Origin of the sequence: Streptomyces sp. NPDC017993 (assembly GCF_044328065.1) — a bacterium.
GTDB lineage: Bacteria > Actinomycetota > Actinomycetes > Streptomycetales > Streptomycetaceae > Streptomyces.
Map to the genome: position 1 here is coordinate 175,580 of NZ_JBIRGO010000010.1, position 12,669 is coordinate 188,248.

The 12,669-nt window shown below is 70.9% G+C and carries 10 protein-coding genes; 8 read left to right on the plus strand and 2 right to left on the minus strand.

Annotated elements, in window-relative coordinates; genetic code table 11:
• Positions 1-296 precede the first annotated feature (296 nt).
• The 8 genes from ACH4FH_RS20305 to ACH4FH_RS20340 all read left to right on the plus strand — a co-directional run bounded on the left by ACH4FH_RS20305 (position 297) and on the right by ACH4FH_RS20340 (position 10,671).
• Entirely contained in the window at positions 297-3,977 is a 3,681-nt protein-coding gene (locus ACH4FH_RS20305; RefSeq protein ID WP_398557252.1) for a nitrate- and nitrite sensing domain-containing protein, read from the plus strand.
• A gap of 9 nt (positions 3,978-3,986) precedes the next feature.
• The gene (locus ACH4FH_RS20310; RefSeq protein ID WP_398557370.1) at positions 3,987-4,400 is read left to right on the plus strand and encodes a roadblock/LC7 domain-containing protein; all 414 of its coding nucleotides are present in this window, start codon (positions 3,987-3,989) and stop codon (positions 4,398-4,400) included.
• 101 nt (positions 4,401-4,501) lie between these two features.
• A complete protein-coding gene (locus ACH4FH_RS20315; protein ID WP_030087818.1) occupies positions 4,502-4,912 on the plus strand; it encodes a DUF742 domain-containing protein in 411 nt (136 codons plus the stop codon).
• Positions 4,893-5,477: a GTP-binding protein gene (locus ACH4FH_RS20320; RefSeq protein WP_398557253.1), complete on the plus strand. Its 585-nt coding sequence runs from the start codon at positions 4,893-4,895 to the stop codon at positions 5,475-5,477. Before ACH4FH_RS20315 ends, ACH4FH_RS20320 begins: the two co-directional genes overlap by 20 nt.
• Before the next feature lie 401 nt (positions 5,478-5,878).
• A complete protein-coding gene (locus tag ACH4FH_RS20325) occupies positions 5,879-8,983 on the plus strand; it encodes a nitrate- and nitrite sensing domain-containing protein (RefSeq protein WP_398557254.1) in 3,105 nt (1,034 codons plus the stop codon).
• A gap of 10 nt (positions 8,984-8,993) precedes the next feature.
• On the plus strand, positions 8,994-9,407 hold the full coding sequence (locus ACH4FH_RS20330; protein ID WP_098749732.1) for a roadblock/LC7 domain-containing protein: 414 nt from the start codon (positions 8,994-8,996) through the stop codon (positions 9,405-9,407).
• A gap of 84 nt (positions 9,408-9,491) precedes the next feature.
• A complete protein-coding gene (locus tag ACH4FH_RS20335; protein ID WP_398557255.1) occupies positions 9,492-10,112 on the plus strand; it encodes a DUF742 domain-containing protein in 621 nt (206 codons plus the stop codon).
• Positions 10,093-10,671 (plus strand): ATP/GTP-binding protein, encoded by a 579-nt coding sequence (locus tag ACH4FH_RS20340; protein ID WP_159469791.1) that lies wholly within the window; start codon positions 10,093-10,095, stop codon positions 10,669-10,671. The genes ACH4FH_RS20335 and ACH4FH_RS20340 overlap by 20 nt, the downstream gene beginning before the upstream one ends.
• An 816-nt stretch (positions 10,672-11,487) precedes the next feature.
• Here the strand turns inward: ACH4FH_RS20340 and ACH4FH_RS20345 are convergent.
• Positions 11,488-12,141 (minus strand): DUF4360 domain-containing protein, encoded by a 654-nt coding sequence (locus ACH4FH_RS20345; RefSeq protein ID WP_398557256.1) that lies wholly within the window; start codon positions 12,139-12,141, stop codon positions 11,488-11,490.
• 270 nt (positions 12,142-12,411) lie between these two features.
• Positions 12,412-12,621, minus strand: coding sequence for an acyl-CoA carboxylase epsilon subunit (locus ACH4FH_RS20350; RefSeq protein WP_398557257.1), 210 nt, complete (start codon positions 12,619-12,621; stop codon positions 12,412-12,414).
• Between the last annotated feature and the right edge of the window lie 48 nt (positions 12,622-12,669).

A 12,669-nucleotide genomic window follows, 5' to 3' on the forward strand; every position in this document is an offset into this window, starting at 1 on the left:
GCGCAATCCTCTACGTGTCGTCACACGTTCCGTACATTGCGTCACCCATGTCACAGCCAATGGCTCCGCTCTTGTTGGAGATCCTGCACTGTGCTGGAATTCCACGGACCGCCGCACGTTTCAGCCGGCGCGCAGGGCGCTGAAAGCAGCGCCGCGCGGTGGTGCCGCTCTCTCGGCCAGAGGGGGCAGCCCGCCGGTCACTCACGACCGCCATGGGGGACTTAGCGGTCCCCTACGACTCGACACCGTCCCGCCGTTCACGCGGAGGGACGCCTGGTCCAGAGGTTGCGACGCTAGTGCAGGGACGTTTCAAGAGGGATGGCAGCGCTGCGGCGGACCCGGAGCTGCGCGGCGGGACCGACCGCGCCTCCTCGCCCCAGCGCGCCCAGGGCAACAAGCCGGTGGGCGGCGGCACCGTGCCGACCGACCGCAATGGCCAGGCGCCGGGCGACAGCTCCACGGAGAGCTCGACACCCAAGGCGCCCAAGGGCACCGGACCCGGCAACCGCATGGCGCTACGTAACTGGCGCATCAGCACCCGCCTGGTCTCCCTGCTCGCGCTTCCTGTCGTCGCCGCCACCACCCTCGGCGGCATGCGCATCACCAGTTCGCTGGAGAACATCGACCAGCTCGACAAGATGCAGCTGCTCACGGAGATGACGCGGCAGGCGACCGAGCTCGCCGACGCGCTCCAGGTGGAGCGGGACAAGTCGGCCGGTCCGCTGGCCGGCAGTGGCAACACCAAGGACGACGCGAACGTGGTCGCGCCCCGTGAGGCCACCGACCGGGCCAAGATCTCGTTCAACCAGGCCACCGGCGACATCCAGGGCGAGGACGCCACGATGGCCGGTGTCCGGGCCACCGTCCTGGAGATCGGGCGCCAGCTCAACACCCTCAACGAGATCCGCAGCAACGCCTACGACGACGACGACAACACCGCGCGGACGGTCAACAGCTACAACCAGCTGATCACCTCGCTGCTGTCGCTCTCCCAGGACATGGCGCAGGCGACCAGCAGCCCGGAGATGATCCGCAGTACCCGTGCGCTGGCGGCGTTCTCGTCGGCCAAGGAGTACGCGTCGATCCAGCGGGCCATGGTCAGTGCCGGCCTCGCCCACAAGGGCGGCCCCGAACTCTCCGCCAACGACCGGGTCGCCGGCCACACCGCCGAGCTGAACGAGAAGGCCGCCCGGGACCGCTTCTCGCAGATCTACACCAACAACGCCGGCGCGCTCACCCGCGGCCTGGACGGCAACAACGACGAGATCAAGGCCGCGGTGGCGTTCGCGCACCGCGCCTTCGCGAGCGGCAGCGGCATCCGCAGCCAGGAGTACAAGTACCTCGACTGGTACGACTCCGACACCGTCAAGATCGACGAGATGTCGCGCATCGAGACAACGCTGCTGTCCGAGATGGAGCAGAAGTCCCGCGAGCTGCGCAACGACGCCACGCAGGACGCCATCCTCAACGGTGCGCTGATCCTCCTCGTCCTCGGCGTCTCGCTGGTCGGCGCCTTCGTCGTGGCCCGGTCCATGGTCCGCTCGCTGCGCCGGCTGCAGGACACCGCGCAGAAGGTCGCCCAGGACCGCCTGCCCGAGCTGGTCAAGCAGCTCTCCGACGCCGACCCGCAGGACGTGGACACCTCCGTCGAGTCCGTCGGTGTGCACAGCCGGGACGAGATCGGCCGGGTGGCCGCGGCGTTCGACGACGTCCACCGCGAGGCCGTCCGGCTGGCGTCCGAGCAGGCGCTGCTGCGGGGCAACGTCAACGCGATGTTCACCAACCTCTCGCGCCGCAGCCAGGGTCTGATCCAGCGCCAGCTGTCGCTGATCTCCGAGCTGGAGTCCCGCGAGGCCGACCCGGACCAGCTGTCCTCCCTCTTCAAGCTCGACCACCTCGCCACGCGTATGCGCCGGAACGGTGAGAACCTCCTCGTCCTCGCGGGTGAGGAGCCGGGGCGCCGGTGGACGCGGCCGGTGCCGCTGGTCGACGTCCTGCGTGCCGCCGCCTCCGAGGTGGAGCAGTACGAGCGGATCGAGCTGAACGCCGTACCGCAGACCGAGGTCGCCGGCCGGGTCGTCAACGACCTCGTGCACCTCCTCGCCGAGCTGCTGGAGAACGCCACGTCCTTCTCCTCGCCGCAGACCAAGGTCAAGGTGACCGGCCACGCGCTGCCCGACGGGCGGGTGCTGGTCGAGATCCACGACACCGGTATCGGGCTGTCGCCCGAGGACCTGTCGGCGATCAACGAGCGGCTCGCCAGCCCGCCGACCGTGGATGTCTCGGTGTCGCGGCGCATGGGCCTGTTCGTGGTCGGCCGGCTGTCGCTGCGTCACGGCATCCGTATCCAGCTGCGGCCCTCCGACTCCGGCGGCACCACCGCGCTGGTCATGCTGCCGGTCGATGTCGCCCAGGGCGGCAAGAAGCCGGCTCCCAGCAGCGCCAAGAGCAGTGCGTCCGACGCCGGTGGCACACCCTCCAGCCGACTCGCCGGCCTCCAGCCGCGCGGTCAGGTCGGTGCGGGCCCAGGCCCTGGGCGCCCCGCGCTGCCCGGCCGAGGCGGCCCCGGAGGCGGCGGCGCGCCCAACGCCTTCGGTGCCCCGGCGCCGGCAGGCCGCGGCCAGGCTCCCGGCGCTCCCACGCAGGGCGGCGGCTCCCGTCCGCCCGCCGGCCGCCCCGGCGGCGGCGAAGGCCGTCCCTCCCTTCCCACCCGTGGCGCCGAGAACGCGCAGGCGCCCACCGTGGCACCGCCCACCGGCGCGCCCCGGCGTGAGGAGCGGCCGCAGCTGCCGCCGCGGGGACCCGCGGCCGAGCTGCCCGGCGGTTCCTCCCCGGCGGCCGGCGGTTCCGGCGGTCAGAGCGGTCCGGGCAACCAGCAGCAGGGCACCACGAGCTGGGGTGCGCGCCGTGAGCGCGGCGCCGGCGACGACTGGCCGCTTGCCCCTCGCGACGCCCAGGACCGGCCGCGCGGTCACGAGGACACGGAGACCTCCGGCAGCTTCGAGCGGCCCGCGCCCGCCGGCGGCCCCGGCGACACCGCGGCGTTCGCCCGCCCCGACTTCGACGGCCCGCCGCCCGGCGCGGACGGCCCGCAGAGTGGGCGCGGCCCTGCCGACACCGGTGGCTACGGCCGCGGTGCGGGCAGCGGCTCCGCCGACACCGGGCAGTACGAGACCGACCGGTTCCCGCAGGTCGACAGTGACACCGGGCAGTACGAGACCGGCCAGTTCCGGCAGGTCGAGGGCGACACCGGCCAGTACGACACCGGCCAGTTCCCGCAGGTCGACAGTGACACCGGCCAGTACGACACCGGCCGGTTCCCGCAGCAGGACACCGGGCGCGGTGCGTACGGCGACGAGTCCAGGGGCACCGGTCAGTACCCGGCGCGCCAGGACAGCGGTGCGCCGGCCCCCGACATGCTCGGTAGCGGGGACGCGGGCCCGGGTGACGGCCGTACCCCGATCTTCGACACGATCGAGTCGAACTGGTTCAACCACCCGGCGGCCGCGGCGGCCGGTGTGCCGCAGCAGGCCGACGAGGCGGAGGCCCCGCAGCTTCCGCGCCGCGGGTCCGCGCAGGACAACGCGGGGCGCGACAGCGCCGGGCGCACCGGCGCTCCGGCCGACGGCGCCCGCAACCGTGCGGTGGCCGGCGGCGGAGCGTCCGAGAGCACGCCGCAGTGGCGTACCTCGCCGAACGATGAGCGATGGCGGCAGGCGGAACAGGTCCGTCAGCCCGCCGCGGGCGGAGTCACCACCTCCGGACTGCCCCGGCGCGTCCCGCGCGCGAATCTCGTCGCGGGCACCGCGCAGCAGCAGTCCACCCAGACCGGTCCGCAGGTCTCGCGTGCGCCCAGTGACGTGCGCGGGCGGCTGACCAATCTCCGTCGGGGCATTCAGCAGGGCCGACAGGCCGGAGGGACTTCCTCCACCGGCAACCACGGCGTTGTCGACCCCACTCACCAGCAGGAGCGTTAGTTGAGTCCGATGAGCCAGGCGGCGCAGAATCTGAACTGGTTGATCACCAACTTCGTGGACAACACCCCTGGGGTGTCCCACACGGTGGTGGTTTCCGCGGACGGGCTGCTCCTCGCGATGTCCGAGGGCTTCCCCCGCGACCGTGCCGATCAGTTGGCGGCGGTGGCCTCCGGCCTCACCTCGCTGACGGCCGGCGCGTCCCGCATCTTCGAGGGCGGGAGCGTCAACCAGACCGTGGTGGAGATGGAACGCGGTTTCCTCTTCATCATGTCCGTCTCCGACGGCTCCTCGCTGGCCGTGCTCGCGCACCCCGAGTGCGACATCGGCCTCGTCGGTTACGAGATGGCCCTGCTGGTCGACCGCGCAGGCAGCGTTCTCACGCCGGATCTGCGCGCCGAACTGCAGGGCAGCCTGCTGCACTGAGGCGGTCCCCAGCGTCTCGCCGCACACTGCCCACCGACCACTACGCCGCACCCCCCACCGGCCCAACCAAGACAACATTCGTTGTCCCGCCCGGAGGATCAATGACCCCGCCACCTGCCACTTCCGGCCCGTACGGCGCCTACAGCCAGGCGCCGTACGGGAGCGAAGGTGACCAGCCGCTGGTGCGTCCGTACGCCATGACCGGAGGCCGGACCAGGCCGCGCTACCAGCTCGCCATAGAGGCGCTGGTCAGCACGACCGCCGACCCCTCCCAGCTGCCCGGGCTGCTGCCCGAGCACCAGCGCATCTGCCACCTGTGCCGCGAGGTGAAGTCGGTGGCGGAGGTCTCGGCGCTGCTCCACATCCCGCTGGGTGTGGCACGGATTCTCGTCGCGGACCTGGCAGAGGCCGGGATGGTGGCGATCCATCAGCCCGGCGGCAGCGGCGAGGCCGGTGGCACGCCGGACGTGACCTTGCTGGAGAGGGTGCTCAGTGGACTTCGCAAGCTCTGACGGCGGCTCCCAGGGCCGCGCGACGACCTCCGCCAAGATCGTGGTGGCGGGTGGCTTCGGCGTGGGCAAGACCACGTTCGTCGGTGCGGTCTCGGAAATCAACCCCCTGCGCACGGAAGCCGTGATGACTTCCGCGTCGGCGGGTGTCGACGACCTCAGCCACGTGCAGGACAAGACCACCACGACCGTGGCGATGGACTTCGGCCGCATCACCCTGGACCAGGACCTGATCCTGTACCTCTTCGGTACGCCCGGTCAGGACCGTTTCTGGTTCATGTGGGACGACCTGGTCCGCGGTGCGATCGGCGCCGTCGTGCTGGTGGACACCCGCCGGCTCGCCGACTGCTTCCCGGCCGTCGACTACTTCGAGAACAGCGGCCTGCCGTTCGTCGTCGCCCTCAACGGCTTCGAGGGGTACCAGCCCCACACGCCGGAGGAGGTCCGCGAGGCGCTGCAGATCGGCCCCGGGACCCCGATCATCACCACCGACGCGCGGCACCGCAGCGAGGCCAAGAGCGCGCTCATCACGCTCGTCGAGCACGCCCTGATGGCCCGCCTGAAGTAGTCGCCGACGACGGCCCGCCGCGCTTCGGCGCGGGCCGTCGGGCCCTCGGCTCCGGGCGGGCGCATTCCCCCGCCCCGGGCCGGTTCCCTCCTGCCGCGAATGGATCTGTGTCCTTCGACACGCCCGCGGAGGGTGTTCATAACGTTTCGACAGTGAATCAGGGCGCTTTCGACACCCCTCGCGCATGCCCGGCTTCGCTGTGCGCACATTTCGCTTGCCTTTTGGCGGGGCTCGCCCTTAACGCCCCTTTTATCTCGCGCATTTCCGTGCCCTCCCCAGCTTTACCCAGTGTTTGGAAGGCACCGCCCTGACGTGCTGAAATTCGCTGAACTCCGGAGTAGGAACGCCCAGAAGAAACGGCACAGCAGGTCAGGTGCCGGCGCCGAGAGGTTGTTGGTCGAGTGAGGCGAAGCAAGTCGAGCCCTGAGCCGCAGGAACCGCGGCGGGGCAACTTCACCCCGCCGCCGCGAGGTGGCGTACCGGCTTTCGACGCGCCCGAAGATACGGGCGCGACGCCTCCGGTCAGTGGTGGGAAATGGTCCCCGGGCAACTGGCGGGTGGCCACCCGCCTGAACGCCATCCTGCTGATCCCCGTTCTGGTCGCGCTGGTATTCGGCGGCCTCCGGGTGAACAGCTCCTTTGCCACCTGGCAGGACGCGAAGGACGCGGAGGACACCGCGAAGCTCGTGCGGGCGGCCCTCTCCTACGGCAACGCCCTCATCGACGAGCGTGACCGCACCGCCGAGCCCCTTCTCAAGGGCCAGCGGAACGACCCGGTCGTCGAGGAGACGCGCAACGCCACCGACGACGCCGCGGACACCTTCCGCAAGGCCGTCACGGCGATGCCGGACAAGGAGGGCCTCAAGCGCCGCCTCGCGGCGTTCGAGAAGGCCGAGCCGAAGCTGGAGCCGCTGCGCAAGGCCGCGTACACCTCGAAGCTGCGCGGCGCGCAGACCGAAGAGGGCTACGTCCAGATCCAGCACCCGCTGATGGAGTTTGCGAACGAACTCGGTCTGGGCACCGGCAACATCACGTCGTACGGCCGCACCGTCTACGCCGTCTCGCTGGCCAAGGCCGCCGTGTCGCTGCAGCGGGCCATCGGCTCCCACCTCCTGATCGACCCGGCGGCCCCGCAGGGCGGCCGGGAGCACAAGCTCCAGCTGACCGCGTTCGCGTCGTACCGCTACCTGGAGGGCATCGCCATCGGCGAGTACACCTCCGGTGGTACGCCCGAGGACGTCGCACGGCTGAACAAGGACGCGGCGGCGCTGAAGAAGTCGGCGCAGCAGAAGGTCGCCCGGGCCAAGGAGCAGGCGCAGGCCGCCGGCCAGCCGTTCCGCACCCCGCCGTCCATCGACGCCATGTCCACCGCGATCGCCTCCGGCGCCGCACCCGAGCGGCTGGGTCTCAAGGGCGTCAGCTCCGAGACCTGGTTTGCGGCTGCGACCGCCAAGTTCGACATGTACAGGTCGATCGAGAGCGACCTGTCGGACAAGGCCGTGAACGAGGCGGCGCACATCTCCGCCGACGCCAGGCGGTCCACCTTCTCCGACTCCGGCATCGTGCTGGCGGCGCTGATCATCGCCTTCCTCGTGGCCGGCATGATGGCCCGCCGGATGAGCCGCAACATGCGCCAGCTGCGCAACGCCGCCTTCGGCATCGCCGAGCAGCGGCTGCCGATGCTGGTCGACCAGCTCTCGCGTACCGACCCGGGCCGGGTCGACACCCGCGTCCAGCCGATCAACATCTCCACCACCGACGAGATCGGCGAGGTCGCCCGCGCCTTCGACCAGGTGCACCGCGAGGCCGTCCGGCTCGCCGCCGAGCAGGCGCTGCTGCGGGGCAACGTCAACGCGATCTTCACCAACCTCTCGCAGCGCAACCAGGGCCTGATCGAGCGCCAGCTGACGCTGATCACCGACCTGGAGAACAACGAGGCGGACCCGGACCAGCTGGAGAACCTCTTCCGGATGGACCACCTCGCCACGCGTATGCGGCGAAACGGCGAGAACCTCCTGATCCTCGCGGGCGAGGAGCCCGGGCGCCGGTGGAACCAGCCGGTGCCGCTGATCGACGTCCTGCGGGCGGCGACCTCCGAGGTGGAGTCGTACGAGCGAATAGAACTCACGGGCGTCCCCGAGAGCGAGATCCACGGCACCGCCGTGACCGACCTCGTGCACCTGCTGTCCGAGCTGCTGGAGAACGCCACCACGTTCTCCTCTCCGCAGACCAAGGTGCGGGTCGCCGCGACGCGGCTGCCCGACGGCCGCGTGATGATCGAGATCCACGACAAGGGCATCGGGCTCACCCCCGAGGACTTCGCGGACATCAACCACAAGCTGGCCAACCCGCCGAGCGTGGATGCCGCGATCTCCCAGCGCATGGGGCTGTTCGTGGTCGGCCGGCTGGCCGACCGGCACGGCATCCGGGTGCAGCTGCGCCCCTCCGGCGAGCAGGCGGGCACCACCTCGCTCGTCATGCTGCCCGAGGCGATCACCCACGGTGGTGGCGGCGAGGAGCAGTACGAGGACGACTTCACGGTGTCGCGGATCGTGCCCGAGCATCAGCACACGGCGTACGAGAGCAGCCACCGCACCGCCGCGGAGCTGGGCTTCGACGACCACGGCTACGGCCAGTCCGCCGACCCCGCCGAGCTGGACCCGGTGGGCCGCTCGCTGCTCCGTGAGGAGCGCCGTGCGGCTCTGGAAGCGCAGGCAGGCGGCGATCAGCAGGACGTCCGGCCGCCCTTCCCCGGCGACCGGCAGCCCGGCGGTGGCTACCAGGACTACCCGGACCAGGCATATGCGGAAGCCGATCAACCGCTCTACGACGATCGGTCCTTCGGCTCCGATGCCTTCCAGCAGCCGGGTATATCGGAGACAACTGGCCAGCAGCCGTACGTCTCGCACGAATCCGCCCGGCAGGACGACTGGTCCGAACGGCCCGCGTACAACAGCTACTTCGGGACCGAAGCGGAATCTGACCGGAATACAACTGCGGCTCCCGCAGATGCGTCCGAGCGCGTAACATTCGAGCGTCCGGGCCCCTTCACGAGCGACTCCCGCTCGCGGACCGACGCCGGCCTTCCGCGCCGCGGAGGCGGCTCGCCGCAGGCTCAGCAGGAGTGGCAGCAGCACGAGGAGCCGGTGGCGCCCCCGCAGCAGCGGAGCGCGCCGGAGAACGGCCAGGACGGTTCCGCATGGCGCACGTCCAATGACGAGCGCTGGGAGCGGGCGGAGCGGCTGCGTGAGCCGGCGGCGGGCGGAATCACTTCTTCCGGCCTCCCCCGGCGGGTGCCCAAGGCCAATTTGGTCGAGGGCGCAGCGGAGCAGACCCCGCAGGGTGGCCCCCAGGTCTCCCGCGCCCCGGAGGACGTCCGCGGCAGGCTGAGCAATCTCCGCCGCGGTGTCCAGCAGGGACGCAGCGCCGGTTCCGACAACTCCGGAGCCCCCCAGAATGACCAGCAGGGCTTCGGCCCCGGCAGCACCTACGATCAGGAGCGTTAGTGTGAGCCCGATGAGCCAGGCGGCGCAGAATCTGAACTGGTTGATCACCAACTTCGTGGACAACACCCCTGGGGTGTCCCACACGGTGGTGGTTTCCGCGGACGGGCTGCTCCTCGCGATGTCCGAGGGCTTCCCTCGTGACAGAGCCGATCAGTTGGCGGCGGTGGCCTCCGGCCTCACCTCGCTGACGGCCGGCGCGTCCCGCATCTTCGAGGGCGGGAGCGTCAACCAGACCGTGGTGGAGATGGAACGCGGTTTCCTCTTCATCATGTCCGTCTCCGACGGCTCTTCGTTGGCCGTGCTCGCGCACCCCGAGTGCGACATCGGCCTCGTCGGTTACGAGATGGCCCTGCTGGTCGACCGCGCAGGCAGCGTTCTCACGCCGGATCTGCGCGCCGAACTGCAGGGCAGCCTGCTCAACTAGCAGACAGGCAGTGCGTTTCCCGCCACCGCGCCATAGGGTGCGGTGGCGCGACCGGCGTCAGACAGGCAAGTTGGAGGAGGAGACGTGGCAACGCCCCCGAGCGGATACCCGTACGGTTCCGGACAGCAGTCCGGGCCCCAGGGCGAGACCCATAACAACCGCTTCAACTTTCCGTCTGCGCCGAGCCGCGGGCAGCAGCGGCCCCAGCCGCCGCAGTCACCGCATCCGCAGCACCAGCAGCCTCGGCCCTACGGCTCCCAGCCGTACGAGCCGCCGGTGTACGACCAGCCGCAGCCGCCCCGCATCCAGCCGGTGCAGCCCCAGCGGCGCGCGCCCGAGCCGTCCGCCCCCACCGGGGGCGCGCACAACCCGCTCGTGCGTCCGTACGCCATGACCGGAGGCCGGACCAGGCCGCGCTACCAGCTCGCCATCGAGGCGCTGGTCAGCACGACCGCCGACCCCTCCAAGCTGCAGGGCCAGCTGCCGGAGCACCAGCGCATCTGCCACCTCTGCCGCGAGATCAAGTCAGTTGCCGAGATCTCCGCCCTCCTCTCCATCCCCCTCGGCGTCGCCCGGATCCTCGTCGCCGACCTGGCAGAGGCCGGACTCGTCGCCATCCATCAGCCCGGCGGGGACGAGTCCGCCGGCGGACAGCCAGATGTGACACTGCTCGAAAGGGTGCTCAGTGGACTTCGCAAGCTCTAGCGGTGCAGCCCGCTCCACCACCTCCGCGAAAATCGTGGTGGCGGGCGGCTTCGGCGTGGGCAAGACCACGTTCGTCGGGGCCGTCTCAGAGATCAACCCGCTGCGCACCGAAGCCGTGATGACCTCCGCCTCGGCGGGCATCGACGACCTCACGCACGCGCCGGACAAGACCACCACGACCGTGGCGATGGACTTCGGCCGCATCACCCTGGACCAGGACCTGATCCTGTACCTCTTCGGTACGCCCGGTCAGGACCGCTTCTGGTTCATGTGGGACGACCTCGTGCGCGGTGCGATCGGCGCCGTCGTGCTGGTGGACACCCGCCGGCTCGCCGACTGCTTCCCGGCCGTCGACTACTTCGAGAACAGCGGCCTGCCGTTCGTCATCGCGCTCAACGGCTTCGACGGTCACCAGCCCTACACGCCGGACGAGGTGCGTGAGGCGCTGCAGATCGGGCCGGACGCGCCGATCATCGTCACCGACGCGCGGCACCGCAGCGAGGCCAAGAGCGCGCTCATCACGCTCGTCGAGCACGCCCTGATGGCCCGCCTGCGCTGAGCCCACGCGCGGGCTCCCCGTGCCCGTCCGTGTCGCTTCACGACGAAAGGCCCCCACGCCGATCCGGTGCGGGGGCCTTCGTCGTGTGCGGTGTGGTGCGGGGGCCTTGTGTACGCAGTCGTGTGTGGGCCGCCGTGTGTGGCCCGTCGTCCGTACGGGCCTTCGTCGTGTGCGCGTCGTCGGCACCGGCCGGCGCGTCCAGGCGCCGAGCTCGTCCTGGTGAGCGCCCGCAAGCGCGAGGGCCGCTTGGGGCGCGACCTCCGTGGGTAGCCCCCCGGTGGGGGAATTGCCACCCCGTAAGGGCCCGGCACCGGCCTCCCGTAGGGGCGCAGGCCCGCCCCGGTAGGGCCGCAGGCCCGCCTCCCCGTACGGGCTCAGGGCCACCTCCCGTACAGGCGCATGCCCGCCCCGGTAGAGCCGCAGGCCCACCTCCCGTACAGGCGCTCAGGGCCACCTCCCAGTAGGGCCGCAGGCCCACCTCCCGTACACGCGCAGGCCCACCCCGCGCCCCGCCACGGAGCCGTCGGGCACGTACCGCCGAGAGCCCGCGCTCCCCGCGCCGCCCGCGCCCACTCCCCCGCGCCCCTCCCCTCCCCTCCCCTCCCCGGCTTCGCCGCAGTCGCCGCAGTCGTCACAGGCACACCGGACTACGGCAACGAGCCTGAACACGGCGCGGGAGGGTGGCACTTGAAAGAACACGGCCGGTAGTCGTACACAGGCATCCGGCCCCCGCGCCGCCCGCCGTAGCGCGGCAGGGCCCGCACGCAAGCGTGCGGGCCCCTCTCTCAGAGCTCAATCAACTCTCTCAGCCGCTGCTCAGCGCCCGTCGGGACACTGCTTCCAGGCGAAGTGGTAGAGCGTATTGATGCTGCCGTCCGTGGAGTCCATGGCCATATAGCTGGTGGCCCTGGGGTCCGCGGACTTGGCATCGACCCGCAGCTCGGTGTTGATGTTGAAGTAGCGCTCTTCCCCGCACGGCGCGTAGACCAGCGACTCCACATCGGTCTCGTCCGACGACTGCCAGTTGGAGTCGTACGGCCCGGTGAAGGTGTGGCTCTTGCGGGCCGTCTCCGTCTGGCCCTGGAAGTAGTAACTTGCCTGTTCCAGGCCCTTGGCGCCGGTGGCCAGCGACGCGTAGCCGCGGTAGTCGGCTTTGGCGATCGCGTAGGTGAAGCCCTGCGGCACATGGACGTTCAGCGCGATCTGGCAGTTCTTGCGGGAGTCGGTGGGTCTGCTGCCGCCCCCCGCCTGGGCGAGGTATTCGCTGTAGGTGACGGTGAACGCGGTGTTGTCGGGCGCGATGGCCACCGCCGCGCTCCCGGGCCGGCAGCCCGAGCCGTTGACGGTGGCGACGGTGATGGTGATCTTTCCGGTCGGCGGTTCCTCACCGATCCGTGCCGATGTGGGGGATGCCGATCCGGCGAGGAGCAACGATGCCACCGCGGCACCAGCACTCAGAGTGCTGAGCATGGGCACTTCCTTCCGGTCGTCCTAGGGCCCGTCGTCCGGGAACCAGGAGAGGATGACCAGCGCATGCCAGCACGGGGATCTCCACTTGAACAGCTGTTCGTCCACGGGTTGGGGCGAACCTACGCCTTGATCCGGCCGCCGCCGGGGCACCCGGTGCCAACACCGGGCGCAGAGGCACCGTCAGACACAAACGGTCCCGTACCCACCCGGGTACGGGACCGTTCGGCAGAGCGAGCGCGCATCAGCCTTCAGCGCACAGCGGCCAGCGGCTCAGCGCTGCCAGCTGGTGGCGCCGTGGAAGCCGTACTGCCGCTCCAGGCGGCGCCAGCGGGCGGCGGTGGCGCGCGGGCCGGCCGGGGTGGCGGCCGGCTGGTGGGCGGCGCGGGCCAGGAGGACAGCGGTCAGGGCGGCGAGCTCTTCCTCGCTGGCCTGGCCCTTCTCCACGCGGATGGGGTCGTTGAGGCGGTCGGCAGGGTTCACGGTGTCTTCTTCTCCGTCGTCGCGGTGGCGCAGGGCCGGGTGCGGTTG

What these genes read in the sequence shown, in the direction of transcription:
- ACH4FH_RS20310 (WP_398557370.1), top strand. Translation starts at nt 3,987, where the DNA reads ATGAGCCAGGCGGCGCAGAATCTGAACTGGTTGATCACCAACTTCGTG.
- ACH4FH_RS20315 (WP_030087818.1), top strand. Translation starts at nt 4,502, where the DNA reads ATGACCCCGCCACCTGCCACTTCCGGCCCGTACGGCGCCTACAGCCAG.
- ACH4FH_RS20330 (WP_098749732.1), top strand. Translation starts at nt 8,994, where the DNA reads ATGAGCCAGGCGGCGCAGAATCTGAACTGGTTGATCACCAACTTCGTG.
- ACH4FH_RS20345 (WP_398557256.1), bottom strand. Translation starts at nt 12,141, where the DNA reads ATGCTCAGCACTCTGAGTGCTGGTGCCGCGGTGGCATCGTTGCTCCTC.